General features: G+C 34.5%; 14 protein-coding genes. 6 read left to right on the forward strand and 8 right to left on the reverse strand.

Annotated elements, in window-relative coordinates; translation table 11 throughout:
* The first annotated feature begins 355 nt into the window (after window positions 1-355).
* Together A8B35_RS13210 and A8B35_RS13215 are read left to right on the forward strand one after the other, a co-directional pair.
* A complete protein-coding gene (locus A8B35_RS13210) occupies window positions 356-1,264 on the forward strand; it encodes a hypothetical protein (RefSeq protein ID WP_068473325.1) in 909 nt (302 codons plus the stop codon).
* Window positions 1,265-1,289: 25 nt separating this feature from the next.
* A complete protein-coding gene (locus A8B35_RS13215; RefSeq protein ID WP_068473328.1) occupies window positions 1,290-3,554 on the forward strand; it encodes a hypothetical protein in 2,265 nt (754 codons plus the stop codon).
* A gap of 37 nt (window positions 3,555-3,591) precedes the next feature.
* Here the strand turns inward: A8B35_RS13215 and A8B35_RS13220 are convergent, their stop codons facing one another.
* The gene (locus tag A8B35_RS13220) at window positions 3,592-4,020 is read right to left on the reverse strand and encodes a VOC family protein (protein ID WP_068473331.1); all 429 of its coding nucleotides are present in this window, start codon (window positions 4,018-4,020) and stop codon (window positions 3,592-3,594) included.
* A gap of 194 nt (window positions 4,021-4,214) precedes the next feature.
* Between A8B35_RS13220 and A8B35_RS13225 the strand changes: the two genes are divergently transcribed.
* Window positions 4,215-5,078, forward strand: coding sequence for a hypothetical protein (locus tag A8B35_RS13225; protein ID WP_068473333.1), 864 nt, complete (start codon window positions 4,215-4,217; stop codon window positions 5,076-5,078).
* A gap of 72 nt (window positions 5,079-5,150) precedes the next feature.
* On the opposite strand, the gene A8B35_RS13230 is transcribed toward A8B35_RS13225, so the two are convergent.
* From A8B35_RS13230 to A8B35_RS13240, 3 genes are read right to left on the reverse strand one after another with little or no spacing between them, the layout of a single operon-like run.
* Window positions 5,151-6,866 carry a hypothetical protein gene (locus A8B35_RS13230; protein WP_068473335.1) on the reverse strand — a complete coding sequence of 572 codons (1,716 nt, stop codon included), beginning with the start codon at window positions 6,864-6,866 and terminating at the stop codon, window positions 5,151-5,153.
* Window positions 6,867-6,880: 14 nt separating this feature from the next.
* Complete coding sequence (locus A8B35_RS13235) at window positions 6,881-8,704, reverse strand: RagB/SusD family nutrient uptake outer membrane protein (protein ID WP_068473338.1); 1,824 nt, start codon at window positions 8,702-8,704, stop codon at window positions 6,881-6,883.
* A 21-nt stretch (window positions 8,705-8,725) separates the two neighbouring features.
* Window positions 8,726-11,824 carry a SusC/RagA family TonB-linked outer membrane protein gene (locus tag A8B35_RS13240; RefSeq protein ID WP_068473341.1) on the reverse strand — a complete coding sequence of 1,033 codons (3,099 nt, stop codon included), beginning with the start codon at window positions 11,822-11,824 and terminating at the stop codon, window positions 8,726-8,728.
* A gap of 525 nt (window positions 11,825-12,349) precedes the next feature.
* Here A8B35_RS13240 and A8B35_RS13245 point away from each other — a divergent pair.
* Complete coding sequence (locus tag A8B35_RS13245) at window positions 12,350-13,231, forward strand: patatin-like phospholipase family protein (protein ID WP_068473344.1); 882 nt, start codon at window positions 12,350-12,352, stop codon at window positions 13,229-13,231.
* Here A8B35_RS13245 and A8B35_RS13250 read toward each other — a convergent pair.
* The gene (locus A8B35_RS13250; protein WP_068473347.1) at window positions 13,212-13,976 is read right to left on the reverse strand and encodes a lysophospholipid acyltransferase family protein; all 765 of its coding nucleotides are present in this window, start codon (window positions 13,974-13,976) and stop codon (window positions 13,212-13,214) included. The genes A8B35_RS13245 and A8B35_RS13250 overlap by 20 nt on opposite strands.
* Before the next feature lie 185 nt (window positions 13,977-14,161).
* On the opposite strand from A8B35_RS13250, the gene A8B35_RS13255 reads away from it, so the two are divergent.
* Window positions 14,162-15,088: an alpha/beta hydrolase gene (locus tag A8B35_RS13255; protein ID WP_068473349.1), complete on the forward strand. Its 927-nt coding sequence runs from the start codon at window positions 14,162-14,164 to the stop codon at window positions 15,086-15,088.
* A gap of 52 nt (window positions 15,089-15,140) precedes the next feature.
* Window positions 15,141-15,911: a hypothetical protein gene (locus A8B35_RS13260; RefSeq protein ID WP_068473352.1), complete on the forward strand. Its 771-nt coding sequence runs from the start codon at window positions 15,141-15,143 to the stop codon at window positions 15,909-15,911.
* A gap of 138 nt (window positions 15,912-16,049) precedes the next feature.
* Here the strand turns inward: A8B35_RS13260 and A8B35_RS13265 are convergent, their stop codons facing one another.
* The 3 genes from A8B35_RS13265 to A8B35_RS13275 form a co-directional block, all read right to left on the reverse strand.
* Entirely contained in the window at window positions 16,050-17,120 is a 1,071-nt protein-coding gene (locus A8B35_RS13265; protein ID WP_068473355.1) for an acyltransferase family protein, read from the reverse strand.
* Window positions 17,121-17,463: 343 nt separating this feature from the next.
* Window positions 17,464-18,936, reverse strand: a complete 1,473-nt coding sequence (locus A8B35_RS13270) for a hypothetical protein (protein WP_068473356.1) — start codon at window positions 18,934-18,936, stop codon at window positions 17,464-17,466.
* Window positions 18,937-19,074: 138 nt separating this feature from the next.
* On the reverse strand, window positions 19,075-20,583 hold the full coding sequence (locus tag A8B35_RS13275; RefSeq protein ID WP_068473359.1) for a hypothetical protein: 1,509 nt from the start codon (window positions 20,581-20,583) through the stop codon (window positions 19,075-19,077).
* Window positions 20,584-20,680: the final 97 nt, after the last annotated feature.

The raw sequence follows: 20,680 nt of genomic DNA on the forward strand, positions 1-20,680 counted from the left end.
AGGCATACAACGATTCTAACTCCTAACAGATAGATAGAAATAGTGTAATTAGTCTATTGTTTTTGACCGCTTACTTAGTTCGTAATGATATAGTAAATGAAAATTTGAGAGTTATTTAGTAGTACGAAGTTCTTGCGTATGTAACTTCTATTATGGGGGTTGCATGTTAATGCATCGTACCTTGGGTCGATTTTAGTATTCATAACTATTATTTTGAGGTTTAGACTCAAAATATACTCAAAATATAATCAACAATTGCCTGAAGCTTGAATAAAAAAGAATATTTGAGTCTCATTCTTAATTAACATATTTCTAAAAAGTGTAGCTTTACAGTATCCACTTAATGTTATAATTTATGTTTAGTAATATTGCTCTTGATGTAGCCATTGGGCTATTTTTTATTTATGCTTTGTATAGTTTATTAGCAACAACAATTACCGAGTTAATTGCATCCATTTTTAATGAGCGAGGAAAATATCTTCGTAAAGGTATTCAGCGAATGCTCGATTCGGACACTGAAGAAACCAATACAAAAGAGAATTTTAGTGAGGAATTCTTTAAATTACCCCAAATAAAATATCTAGGTAGAAAGTTAAAAAGCGGAAAAGTTAGATACCCATCCTATATTAAACCGGTAACATTTGCAAAAGGATTTTTGAATACCTTGGGATATATAAAATCAGAAGCATCGAGTCTTAGTGAATTAAAAGCAAAACTTAATTCGGATAATGAAACGCATCAAATGATAATTCATTTAATTGATGAGGCAGAAGGTAGTGTAAGTAAATTTCAAAACTTGCTTGAAGAATGGTTTAATGAAACAATGGACAGAGCGGCAGGTTGGTATAAACGAAGAATTCAAACCATAACTTTTTTTGTAGGGCTAATAATTGCCTTAGGACTAAATTTGAATACCATAGAAATTAGTAAGAAACTAGGTACTGACCCTCAAATGAGATTGGCTATGGTGGAAGCAGCTTCTGAATATACCAAAAATTCTCAAGAGAAACTAAATGTTGAGCTATCTAAGAAAGTACATGATCTATTTGAAGAATCTCAAGAGGTAACTTCAATAATGGAAATTAAATATCCATCAGTTGCCAGTGATGCGACATGGGAATCATGGTTTAGTTATTTGTTTGGATGTTTAATTACTGCTATTGCATTATCGTTAGGAGCACCATTTTGGTTCGATTTATTGAATAGATTAATTAAATTGAGAGGATCAGGATCTCAAGAAAGAACAGATACTCCAACTAAATAAGTTTACTAATTATATTTTAAATAGTATGGATCTAAAAAGCATTTTACCCTTGCCCAAAGGGAATGATAAGAAGTTAGGGGAGGCTGATTTGAATCTTTATAACGAAGTAAGTTTTTCGGATAATATAAAGAAGGAGATACCAGCTATTGATTCAAAATTGAATCTGAATATAGAATCCTCCAGTAAATTAAATTCGTACATCATTAATGGTATTGATGATATTGAAGCTGCCAATTTAGAGAATTTTTACTTGTCGGAAGAGGAACTGTCTAAGGTGATTGAGCGTAAGGTAATTGTAATACATTCTCTCAACGGAAGGTTAAATGCTACAGGGGGAATTCCTATTAAGGAGATTTTACAATTTGATTTGGGTATGCGAAAAGAGATTCAATTGAATTGGTATAAACCGTATGAAAATCACTTAACTGTAAAAGAAGCATTACTTGATGATTTAAGCAATTTTAAATCTCTAGTTACCAATGGGAACGAAATCGGTTTTTGGGAGTCGATGGAAATTAATGAGGCCTTCTCATATATTTATGATGGAGAAATAGATTTTAGTGTTGAGGTAAATTTAGTTCAACTATTGAGTGTTGTTTTTGCACCAGTGTTTTCATTGTGCAAGTCAGGAGTTAAAATACCATTAGAAATAAATCCTTCCTTATCAGTAAAAGTAGAAGCCTCAAAAAAAGATGTATTTGAATGTTTGATTCAAAAGAAGAATGTTGATGATTTCCGTATTAGAATTAATAAAAAGAAGATTGCATCTAATCAGCTTTCCTTAGGCGGCAGTTTATCAATTAGTTTACTTCAATCAGATAAGGAAATGCTCACTGACCTTATTGATCAATATTTTGAAGATTATTTGGGTAATACAATCTCGGGTATTGATGCTATTTTAAACAAGTATGAGAGTTACAAAGAGGATAACTTTATTTTAAAACTGGTTGAGAAAATTAAATATGTAGGTGATTCGATTGAGGGATTAAAATCGCATTATCAGGAGTATAAATTAAAAGTAGAATCGGCAAAAGAAGCTGTATTAAAGCTTGTTCAACAAACGGTTAAAATAGGTTTAGATTGTAGTTTTAAAAAAGTAGTAGAGACAGGAACCTTTTTGGATGCCGATATCTCCTTAAACTTATTGAAGAAACATTTAAAGGAGATTTTGATATTGGATATGCGACCTTTAATTGAAATGGCGAAAAGCGGTGGTGAGGATATTTCTGTAAATTCATATTTTAATGAGAAATCAATCACATTTGAACGTAACTTTTCATTTGGACTTGCTGTAGGCAACTGGGCATTGCAATCTTCAAAGGAAGAAGTTTATTCTATCGATAAAAAGTTTCACGATTTTAATGATAAACGTACTGTTTCAATTGCCTACTTATTCAATAAAGAAATAACTAATGGAAAGGAGAAACTAAAGTATGAAGTTTCTATGGCGAGTGAGAGTAATGTGCCAGACGATGATATTACATACGATGAATTGGATAATTCACTTTCGTTAATTGCCACAAAATTTGATAATAAAGTACGAAAACATGAGGTTAAGGATTTAAAGGCTTTCATAACTACAGCAGTATGTTGGGGAATAATTGATGGAAATGCAGGTGCAGACTATACAGATAAATTGTGGGAAAAGGTATTTAAAACGGGCGAGGTAAGCTATGAAACTAAAATCAGTATTTCAAATGCACTTTTTGCAAATGTACTCTCTGCCTTAGATGATTATATGAATGAAGAGACGATTGCTAGAGCAATGGCAATAGCTATTCTACCTACAAAAAAGATAGAGGAAAGTAATAATATGTCGGATCGAATTAATTTCTATTCGAAAATAATTTTAAATAGTTTTAGACATATAGGAACCCTTGAAAGCATTACATCAGGTGCATACCCCTCAAGTTATAAGCGCTGGGCACACAAATTATCCGATGATATTCATGATGAGAAGAGTAGGTTTATTGCTGGCGTTACAATACCTACAATGAAAGAAGTTCAGAGTTTAGTTTCGGCAGTAAAAGTGTTCAATAATTATATAACAGAAGGTAAGACTTTAGAGAATCATCAAGATAGGAAATCGCGTACTGCCATAAATCTGTTTTTTAAAGAATTAAGAAATATTTCTAAGGATAGAACAGGTTTTAGTCAGCGTTGGTTCGGGCAATTGCTTGTGGCTTCAGTTAAGGAGAGCGAAGCTGAATTATTAGATGAAATTAGCAAAACTTTTTCAGTAAGGTATCAAGAAAAAGGAGTTGAAAAAGTAATGCTATTTGGAGCTTGAAAAATTGGGGAGAACATGTTTATGTTCTCCTTATGTTTTACTTTTTGTCGGCACTTATCATCCAATTAATTCCGAATTTGTCAGTACACATCCCAAAATACGATTCCCAAAAAGTATCAGCCATTGGCATACCTATTTTACCCTCAGTTGATAGTTGATTAAAAAAAGCATCGGCTTCTTCTTTTGAGTCTACGGATAGAGAAATAGCAAAGTTATCCCCAACGGTTACTTCTGTTGACCATCCGCCGCCAACATCGCTACCCATTAAAACAGTTTCTTTACTAATAGATAATGAAACATGCATAATTTTATCTTTTTCATCATCGCTAATAACAACTCCATCCATCGGTGGCATTTCACCAAATGTACTAATCATTTCAAAATCTTTGTTAAACACGGTTTTGTAAAAAGTAAAAGCCTCGCGACAGTTGCCGTTAAAAGTTAGATAAACATTAATAGTTGCCATAGTATTTTATTTTTATCGATTCTAAATAAAGGTAAGGCACTTTTATTATAATCTCAATAGGAGAGATAATTTACAGTTTTTGAAGATATCTTCTATGTCTTTATGGATTACTCAAAAGTCTTCTTGGTCTATAATTGGAGCTCAGTATATATGACTTTTATGAGATACAATAAACACTTATAAAAATTAAAGTTATGCGAAAAATTCAAATTGTATTAATAGTAGGTACATTGTTTTTAACTAGCTGTAATCTAAAGCAAAGCCAACAAACTAGCAATGATTCCATACGTCATTTTGCCGATGAGGTTGAGCATATTAGGTCAAGCATAAAGAGTGTAGAAGACATCAGCGCTATGCTAAAGTTGTCGGGGGTTGATTATAAACCAGAGCTCAGTCACGATCCTAATCTTTGGGTTCAATACCAGGGCAGCGAAATGCAAATGGCTGCTAATATGGGTTTATACATTGTTGATGGACTATATGAAGCCGCATATAGTGAAAATAGAAATGGTTACTTAAGCTTTATGGCAGGTAAATCAATTGCTGAAAAGATTCATGCTGAAGATGCCTTTGAGGATATGGTAATTAATACCCTAAATCAAGGTGTAGCACCTTCTGATGAAGTACTTGATAAATTAAAGGAGGTGGTTTTCAATTGTGAAGATGTATTGACAGAACAAGATGCCATGCGTGTTTTCAGTGCTATGTTAGCTGGAGCTTACATTGAGAAGCAGTTTATCCTTTTTAACAGCATAACGGAACTGCCGGAGGAATTATCTCCTAACGAGAAGTTAGCCTTATCCTCAAGGTTGGTTATAGTGACAAAGGAGCAGTTAAAGCAGCTACCACATTTATTAAATTTAATTGATTTGTATAAAGCCACTAATGAAAATGATGTTATTTATAACGATTTTGTTGTGCTCAACGATATGTGCGAATCTTTAAACTTAAATGAGTTTACAGGGATGGACTCAGCAGATGCCTTTGTTAATGATAAAAGGATAAAGGAGATTAATGATAAAGTTATTAAGATGAGAGCCTTTGTAGTGGGAGCTTAATTCTTAAGATATAGAAAGAGCGACGTTCTAACACAGATCGTCGCTCTTTAATTGGAAATATATAGTACTTATTTAAGGTCGTTCTTCAATATTTATCCATGAGAAACTATCCATGTACCACTCTTGATGGCCTTCGAAGTTTCCGGCTTTCGGATTGATTCGCAGTTTTACCTTATCACTAACCAAATCACTAGGTATAACTACATCTTCTGTAATTTTAACCCAAGTGTCTCTTGGTACTATTGATTCGCTAACATCAATAAAAGTTAAGTTAGAGTTAGGGTTGGCTGTTTGTATTTGCAATTCATTCATACCAGAACCCTGCTTTATATATATCATGAATGATAAACGGTAGCTGCCAGCAGGCATTTTATCCATATCCAAGAATGTATAATCAATTCTACAGTTTCCTGAAGGGTAGGTGCCTTTTACACGCATAGAAGCTTCACCAATAATTTGACTAAATTCATCAGATTCAACTCGTTTAAAAATCCACGATTGACCATCAATATCAATGTTTGAGCCATTCATCCACCAACCCTGTGCTGAGGCTGACATTGCGTTTGCACTTGGGTTAAGTATTTCAAAACCTCCGAATTCAAGATCAATTCCTTCAAAGTAAAATGGTTTAACCTTAATATTGTCGAATTGGCTTAACATTCTATAATCAGTTGATTCAATTCCATTACCGGTATAGCTCACAGTAACCACATCAGAGTTATATATTCTTGAATCAAGTTCCAGATCAATTACGCTATTGTCTTTCTTGCTGACTTGAGCACTTTTTACTTCTATAAAATCATCAAATCCGCTTGCAGCATTGGTAACGTACACCTTAAATTCACCTTCTTCATTGCTAAATGGATTGAGTAGGCCATTTACTTTAAAGCTGATTGAACCATCTAGGTTTTGCAAAATATCACCATCAATAATTAATGGTTTTGTGGATGGCACTACATTTACATGCAAAGGAATTTGTTTGCTTACGTTAGATCTAGGAATGTGCTCATCTCCTTCGCGTTCAGAGCGCATAGTTCCTAGTAGTTGAGGAAGAGGACCAACATTAAGGTAATTTACAATGGCTACAGAATCTGTAATGGTTTCAAAACTATTACTGTTGTGTATACGCCATGTTCTGCCTTCTGGTCGGTCTATAGTGGTTAAATCTACAAATTTAAGCGACTCACCTGCTTCAATATCCAATACTGGCCAATTGATAGAATCTGTAGTTTCAGGATTATCACTAGCTAATACTTCTAACACTTCTTCCCAATCAGTAATATTACCTTCTTCGTTTAATATGCTTTTATAAATTTTAAAAGCAGGTTCCATATCGCCATATACATCCACAAAAAATGTAGTATCAATAACCCAAATGCCATCTTTCTCAATGGCAGTTAAAGTATCATTACCATTAAATGTAACCTCCTCGCTAAAAGTATTGTATAGTCTTACTTTTTGTATACCAATACTATCGAATAACACATGTATGATTTCATCATTGGTTGATAAACCCATTTCAGGTAAGATAAAATCATATAGGTTGGTATCTTGACGACTAAAATCATCAGACATAAAATAATTACCATCAGAGATGGCCCATTCATGACTTAATGCGCCTTGTGATAAATCCATGAATGAAGCAAAATCACCTTTTTCAACAATGGCATGACTTGTTAAAGTATTAGTCCAGGTAACATCTGAAAAATCACCGCCAATAGATTCGTCTTTACATGAAACAAATCCTATTGCAATTATTAGTGCCGTTATATATAATTTGATATTCATAACTTCCAATTTTCTTATTTCTTATTGAATATGTTAGGGTTATTCAATATCTCGCTTAAAGGAATAGGTAAATAGTCGTGTACTTCGTTGATGTAGTTTTGTGAAGCCGCCTCGAAATCATCAAGAATAATTGACCCATTACCTGGATCATAATCCACGATCATGCTTCTCCAGTTATTTTTGTCCTTACCATCCAAGTCGGTAAACGTGAAAGTATCTACCCAATATTTACGCTTATACAAATCCTCAAAATTTTGTTTGGCAATACCCCATCGTCGTAAGTCAATATTTCTGATAGAATGTCCCTCTGAGGATAACTCTAATGGTTTATCGATGTGCATTAATTGCTTCATTAACGATGTTTGATCATATTCTACGTTATTATAGTCGTGATTAGCACCGTGTTTTGAACCTGATTCAGTGCCTAATAATTCTAAGCCCCAACGCACTCTAACATCATTCATTAAATCAAGTGCTTCTTGAATCTCATTTTTTTGAATATGACATTCAGCCATTAATAACACTACTTCAGCCAAGCGGTTTACGGTTACATTTTTTCCTGATCGGTTTTGACCTTCAGATAAATTTCGCTCACTATCAGTAATATCATGATTCGTATATTTTTTGTAATAAGCAAATTCGTAGTTTGAAAAAGTGGCTACCTGCGGAACATTACCTATTATGTAATATTTAGTATCAATATCATTAACCAAGGCTACCATTGAAGAGGCTCGTAATGGAACGTTACGCATGCGCTGCATGCCATCGTCATTATTTACCCAGTTACGTTGGTCTTGACTATCCATTTTTTCGTGGCTATACTCATAAGCTAACCATGCAGTTGGCAACCATTTACGTCCGCCACCAATTGTTCCACCAGGAGCAGAGCGGCCTAAACGATTGGTTAAACTAGCTTCGTCGAAGTGATTTAACTCAGGACGAAGACCTAAAGCATAAACAATTTCGAATATCGATTCTTTATTTAATTCCCCAGCCGATGTAAATAATAAATCCATATCATCAACCAATTCGTATGCATATTCTGGGTTATTGATTACATCATCAAAATAAAACATTGCTGAATCAATGCTCTCTGTATTATTTATAGCAATACCATCTTTATACTCAACATCGTAAATATGACTCAGGCCAAGTATTGTTGCTGCTGCACCTTTGGTTACCTTTCCCTTATTGCGAGCTAGGTTTGGATATTGACTAGGTAGATTTTCATAGGCATAGTAAAGGTCGTTTCTTACAAAATTTACCACCTCTTCGCGATCAGAAACTGGAATGTTGAAATCATCTAAACCATTTTCTAAAGATGGAACAAAATCGCGTATGATTACTTCGCCGTTGTTAAATGAAGTATAGGCGTAAAAGTGATATAGTGCCCTAAAGAATTTAGATTGACCCATTAATTCCGACCATCTATCTAAGTCGATATTCTCGTTGTTTTCTTTTAGATGCTCAAGGCCCTCAATTACTTGATTACTTCTGAATACACCCTCATAAATGGCTTCCCATTTTTTAGATACAGATACCGTTCCGTTATTGTAGGTTTGATAGTACCATACAGCATTTGGATCAGTTGGACTTGGGCGATTAAACCCTGGGTATCCACAATCAGAACGTAAAGCTTCTTCTTCTATGTTCAGTATGTAATGGTTCAGCATTGTACCATATACAGTAACTAAGGTTGCTTCAGCTTCATCAAGTGTTTTATAATAATCTTCTTTTGGTTTAAAGTTGGGGTTGGTTTCCGTTAGATAATCACTGCAGGATGTTAAAGCGCACACTGCAAGAGTTATAAAAAGGTATTTTATATTATTGATCTTCATTTCTGCGTTGTTTTAGATTCGTTAAAAGTCAAGAACAATTCCCATGATATATTGCGCAGCTACCGGATAATTTCCCTTATCAAGTCCACGACTAGTAAGACCGTTACCGCCTACCTCAGGGTCGAAACCTGTGTAGTTAGTGAAGGTTAATGGATTTTGAGCGGTAACATAAGCTCTAAATTTTCCCATCCCCATTTTTTCGGCCAATGGCTTAGGGAAAGTGTAGCCAAATGTAATGGCACGTAAACGTAAAAAAGAACCATCCTCTAACCACATATCAGTATACCCGCGGTAGTTATCATGTGCTTTACTATCGCCTCTGTAAACAGGTAGAGGAGCGTTAGGGTTAGCATATGACCAGGTATGAATTTGATCGGCATGGCGTCCGTAGCTATATGCTGCGGCTTTGCTACCATTCATTACGTCGTTACCAACAGACGCATACCATTGCATCATAAAATCGAAGCCTTTATATTCAAGATTGGTATTGAAGCCAATTTCAAAATCAGGAAGACCACTTCCCATATATTCACGATCATCGGCAGTAATTTCTCCATCACCATTGGTGTCAACATATCTTAAGTCACCCATTTGTGCACTAGGTACTAATTGGCGATATTGCCTCAGTTCGTCTTCAGTTCTGATAACGCCATCGGTTCTATGTAAGAAAAAAGCCCCTGCTTCATATCCCTCTGCAAGTACTGTAATTTTTGAGTTAGGATCACCACTAATAAGCCCACTATCGGTTGAGTATATTGGGCCTGATCCTGTCATGTTTGTAATTTGATTGGTGTTTTTAGTAAACGTTGTACTAACGCCCCAATTTACTTTTCCGGTTTGAGTTCTCCATCCAGCAGCAAACTCAAAACCTTGGTTTACCATATCTCCAACATTTAAAGTAACCCTGCTTTCAGCTCCTGTTCCAACACCAGCAGACGAGGGTAATTGAACTGGAAATAACATATCATTTTTACGTGTGTCGTAATAATCGGCAGAAAAGGTTAAACGGTTTTTGAATAAACCTAAGTCTATACCAACGTTGGCTTGGATTGAAGTTTCCCATTTAACCAATTCGTTGGCATATTGGGTTTGGGCTGCACCGTTTGCCAATAACTCCATACCATATTCTCCGAAAGGATAGAAAATACCTTGTGTGATGTTGTTATAAAAACTATACGAAGCAAAATTTTGATTTCCGGTAGTACCGTAACTAGCTCTAAACTTAAAATTGTTCGCTACGTCAGCAAGTGGTTGCCAGAAAGCTTCGTCAGAAATATTCCAAGCTGCCGAAACAGAAGGGAACATACCCCATCGGTACTCCTCGGCAAAGCGTGATGATCCATCGTATCTAACACTTGCACTTATTAAATAGCGGCTTTTATAATCGTACTGTGCACGTGCTATAGTACCCACTAATTTATCCGCCTTATCGCGCCCGTTAGAGTATATGTAAGGGTTAAGAATAGCACCATCAATTACTTTTATGTCATTATCTACAACGCCTCTTTTTCCACCATAGAAACTTTCAAAAGTATAGGCCTCTAAACTCATGGCTCCTGTAGCTGTAAATTTATGATCTTTAATCTTTTTTGTGTAGTTAACACTACCATCCCAACTTACTGCAGTATTTCTACTACTAGTCATTTCAACATAACTATCAAGTGGGTTATTAATTTGAACACCATCGTTATTCACAATTTTAAATTGAGGAGAAAAACGGTGTCTTCTGTCGTTACGTACATTGGCTCCAAAATTGGTGGTGAAACTTAATTCTTTGCTTGCCTGATAGGTGGCACTTACGTTACCAAAAAGTTTATCTCGGGTGTTGTTGTCTTCTGTTTGAAGTGCTCTTAGGGCAGAATTTAAAGCTGTTGCTTGAGGTCCACCGGCAACACCATCGGTTTCAAAAACATCACCACCATCACTTGGTAAATATTGGTATGGCATCATTCTTATGTTTTGAGTAAGGATGTTACCTGCGGCTTTGTCATTTTCTTCAACCGTGAAACCAACGCCTGCTTTAACACGCCATTTACCTTTTTTATACATGGTATTGGCACGTGCGTTATATCTTTCAAAAGCTGAGTTAGTTACAATACCATCCTGGTTATAATATCCAAACACCACGTTGTACGATAAATCTTTACTACCCCCAGTAATGTTGATGTTATAATTTTGAACAGCAGCATTGTCGTTGTGCACCAAAGGAGATAGGCTATTATCGTTAACGTAATTGTATTTATTACGGTTGATTAATATATTTCCTTCATCATCGTTATTCCCATTAACATTTCGTTCAAAAAGGATATCAAAGTAGGTTTGTTCTTGCGCATTCATTAATGGAGTGCCCGATGTAATTTTTTGGATACCATAACTAGCATCCGCTTTAATTTTAATCTGTCCACTTTCTCCTTGTTTGGTGGTGATAAGGATAACTCCTGCAGAACCTCTAGTACCATAAATAGCACACGATGCAGCATCCTTAAGTATGTCGATAGTTTCAATTTCGTTATTACTTAGTCTAGGGTCGCCGTCTTGTGGAATACCATCCACAACGTACAAAGGTAAATTTGATCCAGTAACGGATGAAATACCCCTAATTTGAATATTTGAAGATGCTCCTGGAGCACCAGAACTTGCAGTGACATTAACCCCTGCAATTTGCCCTTGTAGCGCTGTTCCTAAATCAGAGGTTACAATTTTCTGAATATCTTCACCCTTAACATGAGCTACCGAACCGGTTAACTCTTTCTTTTTAACAGATCCGTATCCAATAGCTACTACCTCGCCTAAGTCGATAGTTTCAGGAGCTAATGATACATTAAGTGTTTTATCTTTAACTTTCTTTTCGCTTGTTTGGAGCCCTATAAATGAAAAGACTAAAATATCACCTTCATTTGCTTTAATACTATACTTACCGTTAAAGTCAGTAATAGTGCCAGTAGATGTTCCCTTAATCATAACACTTACCCCGGGAACAGGTAAGTTATCTTCATGCGAAATAATAACACCAGTAACGGCAATATTATTTGATTGAGCTTGCGATTCAATGCAAACAGCAAGCAATAAAACCCAAAGTAGATATCCCTTGCGTTTTAAAATCTCATGTAGTTGTTTCATTCTCGTTTGTATGTTGTAGTTAGTAGTGTGTTTTTTTTCACAAACTAGAGAATGATGTAAGTTTTGTTCCTTATTATGTTATAAAAATTAATTAATAGTTTATCTCAGGTCGATGTAATTTTGCATAGGAGAGTTTTTATACGAAGAGAGGTTAATGGTGTTTGGTTTATAGGTGTTAAAATACGAATGCAAATATTTAACAATTTAAACTAATAATGTTCTCATAAGTTTAATTAATGTGCTTTTGGGTTATAATACTATTTAAAGCTTGTTGTGTAAGTGGTTAATGCCTTTGTTTATTGTAACTTACAGAAATGTGTGTTTTGATTTTAATTTTTAACACTTATCTAATGTAATTAAATTTTATATGTGATTTTAAAGAAAAGAACCACCATAGAAGGCACGATTCCCTTGGTTATATTTCTAATTTTGGTTAAAAACCATAAAGAAAGGTATAATGGGTAGATGGTTTTTGAAAAATTGAACTATTATTGAGAATATTGTAAAAAAAACAAAATATATCGAATGTCAAAAAATGTAGCATTAGTTCTTTCAAGTGGAGGAGCACGAGGAATTTCTCATATTGGGGTTATAGAAAAGATTATAGAATTGGGTTATAATATAACTTCAATATCGGGTACCTCAATTGGTGCGTTAATCGGTGGACTTTATGTAGCCGGACATATGGATGATTATAAAAAATGGGTTTGCTCATTGGGGAAAGGGGATGTTTTTTCGTTAATGGATTTTCAGTTAAAATCAGAAGGGATTATTAAAGGTAATAAAGTTTTCAATCACATGGAGCAGTGGTTGAATAAGTACAATATTGAAGATCTGGATATTCCTTTTTCTGCTGTTGCCAGTGATATATTAAATAGAGAAGAAATTGTATTTACCTCAGGCAATCTATCTGATGCCATAAGAGCCTCAGTTGCAGTGCCTGGATTTTTAGCACCATTTAAACGTAATGACCAATGGTTATTTGATGGGGGCGTAATTAATCCAATTCCTCTTAATAGGGTAGAAAGGAGAGAGGGAGATATGCTAGTAGCCGTAGATTTGAATGCTTTTGTTCCCAATAGAACCGATTTAGTTGAAAAAGAGGATGAAAATCCAAGCTTATTTCAATCGCCAAGACTTACAGAAATGATGAATTGGTTCAATCAGCGTATAAGAGGGGGAAAGGATGGTGAAAAGCTTGATATATCCTATGTAAACTTAATGACACAAATGTTTGATATGATGCAAGAACAAATTTCTAAAACCAGTATTGCAGCTATTAAGCCAGATGTATTAATAAAAATACCGCGAGATATTTGCAGTACTTTTGAGTTTCATAAATCTAAAGAAATGATAAAATTAGGTTATGAAACCGCAACAGAAGCTTTTAGCAAGATTGATTATTAATACCTTTTGCCTGTTCTTGCTCAATGTCAAAATCAAGTACTGAATTGTAAATTTTACGATGAACATTCTCCTTCAGTGTTTCTGGATCGCTATTTTTTTCAGGTTCCATAACACAGAGTTTTACTAAGGTTTCTTTTTTGCCCATCTGTTTAAAAAAGTGTTTAATAAACAATTCATCACCAATCCAAGCATCAGCTTTATCCATGTACCATAGAGCAATAGGAGTTATAGGTGTATTTAGTTTGGCAGCTATATGAAAACTTCCATTTTTAAATTTCCCGGGTATATGGCTATCGTTAATTTTTCCTTCAGGAAACAGAATTACGTTTTTGCCATTATCAAGGCGCTCCTTAATCTGACGCATGGTTTGAACCATTGAATGCAGATGACCACGCTTTACTAATATTATATCTCCTAACTCAATGGCATGCTTAATACCAGGCCATTGTCCAATCTCATGCTTGGCAACAATTGATGACGGATATATGGATAAGAGAATAAAAATATCAAGATAACTGCGATGGTTACTCATAATTAAACCTTCGGGTTTACCACTGCCTTTAATAGAAGCCGTTACTTTTACATTAAGTGTTTTAATGCATGCGCGACTCCATTTTTTAGCGACAGACTGCCTTACTTGGTCTTTATCATAGGCAAGTTTATATTGGATAATACCAATAACAACATAGTATAATGTGATTGCACATATTGCTAAAAAGCGAAATAGAGCTCTAATAAAAATCATTGTAGTATGTAATATTTAATGCTCTTTTATCAATTATTATACCATTAATTTTAAGTAATAAAAAATTGCAGTATTCAGGGTTGTATCTATGATCCATGATTTTAGAAAAATATATATCAAGTACTGTATTTGGTATATAGACAACTTTGTTGTAAGTTGGATTTATGCTTAAAATAAATTATTCTATGGATCTTCAAAAAGATTTTACATCTGAAATTATTGAACTAAGGGCAGATAACGAAGGAGAGGTTATTGCTGTTCTCTTAAGTTCAAAATTTAATGTAGGTAAGCGTAAGTCAGTATTATATATTCATGGCTATGTAGATTACTTTTTTCATCCCCATCTTTGCGAAGAATTCCATAAGAATGAATTTGACTTTTACGCATTAGATTTGCGTAAGTATGGAAGGTCTTTATTACCACATCAAACGCCTAATTATTGCGAGAATATTGAAGAATATTATGAAGAGTTGGATTTGGCAATTGACTTAATCAGTAAACAAAGCGCTTCGGTATATCTTTTGGGGCACTCAACAGGTGGTTTGTTAACGGCTTCTTATATGAATAATGGTACCTTAAAAGATAAGATATCAGGACTCATATTGAATTCTCCATTTTTAGATATGACGCATCCATCTTTTCAAACCAAATTAGCGTATAAAGCATCAAAGGTGATAACCTTGTTTAAACCGAATGCTAAAATTGAAGGTGTATTATCGCCTATTTATGCCAAAAGCGTGCATAAGGATTTTTATGGCGAATGGGATTTTAATTTAGATTGGAAACCAATTAGTGGATTTAGTACTTACCTAAAATGGTATAGAGCTATTGTTAATGCTCAAAATGCTTTGCGTAAATCGAACATCCAGGTGCCGGTATTATTACTCCACTCAAATGAATCTTTTGAACCGAAAAGTTATACTGAAAAAGTAAAGCAGGCAGATACGGTGCTAAATGTTAATGATATGATTCGGATTGGGCCAAGTTTAGGGAACAGTGTTACTTTAATTGGAATAAAAGGTGGAATGCATGATTTATTTCTTTCGGCCTTAGAGGTTCGTAAAACTGTTTTTAGAGAACTTTTTGTTTGGATAGATATTATTAATAAGTAATTCTATAAACTACATTTCTTCCAGAATCAAGTTTCATTTATATTTGCACTCTATGGGTGAGCAGTGTTTTATTCCTTTTACTGGTAGGATCGATTATGAATTAATACCATCAGAATTAAATAACCCCTTTGTATTAATTACTCCTGAAATTTGCAAGATAGCAGCAAAGCAATTGCAAGACTATTTGTTGAATAATCAATTAAAGTGGAAACATAACTTTGGTTTTAGCGAGCACAAAAACAACCTTGTTAAAGGTAAAATGTTTGGTGTTTTAGTAGTTCAATCTAAACAAGGAGAGCTAGGTTTTTTGGCTACGTTTTCAGGTAAAATTCAAGATGATCCACATCCTAAAATATTTGTTTCTTCTGTATTTGATGTGTCATCAGATGATTTCTTTATTAATAAAGGGATGACGGCTATTACTGAAATAGGCGTGCTTATTAAGGCATTAAAAGAGGAAGGGTCAAAAGAATCATTAATTGAAGCAAAGCGTTTGAAGGAAGTACGTAGGCAGAATTCCGTAAGTTTACAGAAGCAGTTATTTGACAACTATAAGTTTCAAAATAGGGAAGGGACAGTGAAAAATCTGTGTGATATTTTTACTGAATATGACGGTAGAAACCCTGCTGCTGGGGCGGGAGAGTGCGCAGCTCCAAAATTGTTGCAATACGCATTTGAACATGAGATGAAACCTTTGGCAATTGCAGAATTTTGGTGGGGGAAGTCAACCAAATCGGAGGATAGAAAGCATAAAGAATTTTATCCGGCTTGTAATGATAAATGCCGTCCAATTTTATCATTTATGTTGGGCCAACGTTTTTAAATTCTGAGGAATTCTGCATTTACACTAATAACCTGCGTTCGATATCAATTATGGCCTCATATCTGTGAGGGTTTTAATTTTATCAAACCCAGGTATATTATCTATAAATTTTAATTACTAATTGTATTTTTATATTTATTAGTTTCTTCCTCTCAGATATGAACGAACAGGTTCGTCAATCCACTTCATGATACAATAGGCAAATAAAACGCTTACTAACATTAACACAAAGGCAATAGAAAATTTCTGAATTATTGAGAATGTGTTTTGTGAAATGTATTCGCTATACAAAAACATAAATGAAATATGAGTGGTGTATAGGGGGTATGATAAGCGCCCTAGGAAATTGCAAACAGTTGCTAATTTGGTATTAGCTTTTAGTTCGCACCCAGCACCTATACTTACAACTAATGGAAGAACAGCACCTATTAATATTATTTCAGTAATCCAATCATTGTCCTTATGCGGAAAGGTAAATGCAATAATCATAATTAATAGTGGTAACCAAATTGAGAATTTGTGCTTAATTATCATATTAAAACGAAATATTAGCATACCACTAATAAAGGTCATGCAAACTCTAGGGAAGCCACCCCACATGGTTTTAAAATCCCAACCTAAGTTTATCCATCCTGCCTGATAGGCTGTGTAGCTGAACCACGCAATGCAAGCAACTCCAACAAAGGCTAAAGATTTCTTTCCAATTCGGCATAAAAATATTGCATATATTATACTAATAAAGTATTCAGATAAAAGTGACCATTGCGGCGAATTAAACGGAAATATTGAACCCCAACAATAAGGTAAATCAACTGAGGGTAACATTAACACTCCACCAATTGTGGCAATAGTTATATTACCTGCCCCTGCTTCTAATAATGTATTGTGATATGGATTTAATAAATAAAAAGCCAGACCTACCAGTGTACCAATTATAACCATTGGGTGGAGCCTTATTAATCGGTTAATGAAAAACCGTTTCATTCCAATTTGTTTCATTCTATGGTCGTAAGCATACGCCACAACAAAACCTGATAGTATAAAAAAGAAGTCAACTGCCATGAAGCCATGGCCAATAAAATTGGTTTCATAATCTTCGCCATATATGGCTTCGGTATAATGAAAGAATAGTACCACGAGGGCTGCTATTCCACGTAAACCATCTAAAACGGTTAAATGGGGTTTCGATTGTAATGATGAATTTGTCATGATTGTCAGATTAATAATTTTTAGTTTGTAATTATTTCTGATAAAGGTAAGCTCGGATAAATGAGCTTAAGTAGAAGGATTATTATTGAAATAAGGGGGAAATTCCGCTTAAAAATCTAAATGGAGCCTATTATGTTGTGGATGTGTTACTTTGCTGTATACTAGTAGGTTGTGGTTTTTCTTGAGTAAAGATTGTTATTACCCGACAATTAGAATTTTATTACCCCATCTCACTTTGAGTTAACGTGTTAAAAATGAATAATAAAGATTGTTTGTCAATTCGGATATCACATAATCAGGCTGTTGATTGAATAATAACAGCCTGATATAGTGTAATTACGTTTTAATAGTTTTTTATTATAAAATTATATGCGTTGTCCGATAAAATCAGATCGACCAATTCTTCAACCGGTTTTCCCATAGAAAGCCTTTTAAATTTTCTCATTTGGGGCATGTATTTAATCAGGCATTCTCTTAAACTAGGGAACTCATCGCTTGTAATAAAACTATCTACAGGGTTAATCATACCATCAAAATCGGTTCCTAAGCTTAATACTGTCCATGCATTGTTTTTTTCATCTTCACTAAGAAGGTCTGAATCAACAATGGCTCCAATTATTCCTAAAATATTATCGGCTACACGTTCTGTCCAGAATTGCTTTACTTCCTCGGTGTTCTTTTTAATATCTCTATTGCTGAATAGCTCTTTTTCCTCTTCTATTCTATCGTTACCAGATAGTACTCTTTGATCTAAGTTGAGTCCTATAATCCCTTTTGATTGGTATATTTCAACAATCTCCTGATCAGATAAATTGATGCTCCATGGGTTAAAATTACTTGAGTTATCATATTTATTTGAAACATTATCCGGAATAATGATAGAATCACTCATGGTTTTATGGTTACCATAACCCATATGACTGGCAATAATAGGAATGGTATCTTCATTACTTTCGTTATAGCGTCTTATTTTTTCGTGATATTGCAAGCGTGAAGCAATACTCATATGTTTGGTATCTATTAAAATACGTTTTGTGTGGTGTGCATAATTATTGATACCCAATAATGCATCAATCAATTGCATTCCCATATCGTTTATTGGCACATTTAAACCCACTTGTTGCGATAATACTTTAGCAGCAATACCCGGAATACTCTTGCAATGCCCACAGAATCCATTATAGAAGTGATGCGCAAATGTAATGTACAGCGGATGTGCCGACCAACTTTTTAGTTTCTCAACATTGGCAATAACCTCGGTCATATTTATGGCTCCATTTAATATCTGATGATTATTACCAGATATTAAGGAATGTGCTCCTTCAACACTTGGAATCATTACAATTGTTTTGTCATCGCTCAAGGCTTTTTCTACTTCATAGGCAGTGTTTGGTAACACATACTTCCATCCGGGTAATGTTTCTTTTTCAATGCCTTGGTTTTTCTCAAGGAATTCGAATTCTTTTTCTAGATATTCGAAATAATTAAATCTGGAATTTTGAACTACATTAATATAGCTGGTAGGTAAATCTACAACAAACTGTTTGGCCAATATATCTGTTAAGGAGCCTGTTCCAATTAATGCTGGATTGAACCATTTTTGTTCAATTGGATATAGAACTGCCACCACCAATTTAACATTGCCTTTTACCAAAGCGGGCATATTGCACTGAAAAAACTCAGGGAACTCACTGTTGCGTTGTATATCTTTTGGCGGATTATCCCACCATAAATCGTCTTTGCGTTTCTTACCAACATTATAAAAAGTAAATTGATGTAGGGTAGGATGGCAGTGAATATCAGCTATAGCTTTCATATTTTAATGGGTTAAGAAATTATAGATCATACTTCAATTTAAGCAATATTTTTGGGGCATGCTTTAATTAGAGTCTTTTTTCTTTGATAATCATAATGTTTACCCAATTATAATTAAATGCAGTAAGTGGTCAAAAGTTTACTCATCTTCAATTGATATTAAATGAAGCAAAACCTCATAAGCATCATCATTCATAATTTTTGCCTTTAGCCAAGCATAGTATACCGATGCATGTAAATCTTCTTGCTCAATGGGAATCCAGTTAAAACTGTTTTCCACTGTATCATAAAAAGCACTTGTTTCAGCAATGTCAGGCTCTTCAACAACTTTACTAAGTAGCTGTAAAAACACTTTCACTCTATCGAGTTGCGGGAGATTACCAAACCACTCTTTGCGTCTTAGAAGTGCCCTAATTCTATTGGAAGCTATGTCGAAGTTACCCAGTTCAAACTGAATGAAAATATCCAGAATATCCTTCTTAATTACCCATTCAATACCGGCAATTTTGGCACACCAAGCATTGCTATGTGCTATTGACGACAGTACTTTGATGGCTTCTTTAAAGTTCTTTTTAAATAAGAGGTATATGGCTTTGTTCAGCTTAAGGTTTAGCGTTTCATTTGGTTGGAATTTAATATCGCTGGTAAGGCTAATAGTATCAATTGCATCATCTATTTTACCTGTGAAGAATAAAAGCGCGCATTGCAATTGCGTAACTTTTGGTAAAAGCTTTGTGTATTCCGTTTTTACCAGCAATTGCATTTGCTCCTTTAGTATATCCACATATTCTGTGGCTTGTTTAAACTGTTTGTTTCTAAACAAGGTGTGTGCAATCATATATTGTATGCGCGCCAAGTATATCTTATCTCGCTCAGTAGGTTTGTCTGAAACAATAATTTTAGAATAATATTTTAGCAATATGGGTTCAAAACTGTAGTAATCCTTGCTTGAGGTAGCTGCACTGCGTGTGATAGAAAGCAAGCGATATACCACAGACGGACGTTGAGCCAGGGCCTCATTTAAATTATATTGATTTAAAGTATCGTCGATAATACTTTGCATATCGGGTGTGTGCACCGATGATTTTGATTTACGGAGGTAGTATTGAATAATCTTATAAGCCGTATCAATCTTGTCGTCCTCAATGGCCAGGTTTAAGTATTTCTCTTTACGCTCTAAAATAGGCGTAATGTCTTGCTTAACTTCATGCAAAGGAATCTCTAAAAACAAACGCATGATTTGATTGGCTAAGGAGAATAACTCAGAAGAAACAGCCATTTGCTCGGCTTTTTTAAGGTATTTCCAGGCCAAGTTGTAGATGCTATGTTCTTTTAAATATCGTGTTAAACTAATGTATGCTGTAACTTGAGTTTCTGCAGTATCATCTTCGCGTAACTGTTTAAACAGGATGAAATCACTCAAGTGTTTGAGCAATTTCTTTCTGAGTGCATGGTAGGCTACAACATTTTTGGTTTCGTATAAGAGCGGTACAATTTCGTTTTGCTGTAGTGCTGTATTCTTATGAAGCAGGAGAAATAACTCCAGATCCTTCCGGTTTTCTTTGCGCTTTTGCCTATTGATAAATGAACTAAATTCAATAACATCGGATTTGCTAAAAGCTTTAATTATTGAAGTTAATGCATCCATTTGTGTGTTTTTAAAAGTCTGTTTTGATATATGTATATCCCAAATATAGTATAATAATTTAGGTTATTGGGGTTTGTTTTAAAAGTCTGTTATTCGG

This window comes from Saccharicrinis aurantiacus, assembly GCF_001660705.2.
Classification (GTDB): domain Bacteria; phylum Bacteroidota; class Bacteroidia; order Bacteroidales; family Marinilabiliaceae; genus Saccharicrinis; species Saccharicrinis aurantiacus.

What these genes read in the sequence shown, in the direction of transcription:
- A8B35_RS13265 (WP_068473355.1), bottom strand. Translation starts at nt 17,120, where the DNA reads ATGACAAATTCATCATTACAATCGAAACCCCATTTAACCGTTTTAGAT.
- A8B35_RS13275 (WP_068473359.1), bottom strand. Translation starts at nt 20,583, where the DNA reads ATGGATGCATTAACTTCAATAATTAAAGCTTTTAGCAAATCCGATGTT.
- A8B35_RS13220 (WP_068473331.1), bottom strand. Translation starts at nt 4,020, where the DNA reads ATGGCAACTATTAATGTTTATCTAACTTTTAACGGCAACTGTCGCGAG.
- A8B35_RS13255 (WP_068473349.1), top strand. Translation starts at nt 14,162, where the DNA reads ATGGATCTTCAAAAAGATTTTACATCTGAAATTATTGAACTAAGGGCA.
- A8B35_RS13250 (WP_068473347.1), bottom strand. Translation starts at nt 13,976, where the DNA reads ATGATTTTTATTAGAGCTCTATTTCGCTTTTTAGCAATATGTGCAATC.
- A8B35_RS13240 (WP_068473341.1), bottom strand. Translation starts at nt 11,824, where the DNA reads ATGAAACAACTACATGAGATTTTAAAACGCAAGGGATATCTACTTTGG.
- A8B35_RS13245 (WP_068473344.1), top strand. Translation starts at nt 12,350, where the DNA reads ATGTCAAAAAATGTAGCATTAGTTCTTTCAAGTGGAGGAGCACGAGGA.
- A8B35_RS13235 (WP_068473338.1), bottom strand. Translation starts at nt 8,704, where the DNA reads ATGAAGATCAATAATATAAAATACCTTTTTATAACTCTTGCAGTGTGC.
- A8B35_RS13230 (WP_068473335.1), bottom strand. Translation starts at nt 6,866, where the DNA reads ATGAATATCAAATTATATATAACGGCACTAATAATTGCAATAGGATTT.
- A8B35_RS13260 (WP_068473352.1), top strand. Translation starts at nt 15,141, where the DNA reads ATGGGTGAGCAGTGTTTTATTCCTTTTACTGGTAGGATCGATTATGAA.
- A8B35_RS13215 (WP_068473328.1), top strand. Translation starts at nt 1,290, where the DNA reads ATGGATCTAAAAAGCATTTTACCCTTGCCCAAAGGGAATGATAAGAAG.
- A8B35_RS13210 (WP_068473325.1), top strand. Translation starts at nt 356, where the DNA reads ATGTTTAGTAATATTGCTCTTGATGTAGCCATTGGGCTATTTTTTATT.
- A8B35_RS13270 (WP_068473356.1), bottom strand. Translation starts at nt 18,936, where the DNA reads ATGAAAGCTATAGCTGATATTCACTGCCATCCTACCCTACATCAATTT.
- A8B35_RS13225 (WP_068473333.1), top strand. Translation starts at nt 4,215, where the DNA reads ATGCGAAAAATTCAAATTGTATTAATAGTAGGTACATTGTTTTTAACT.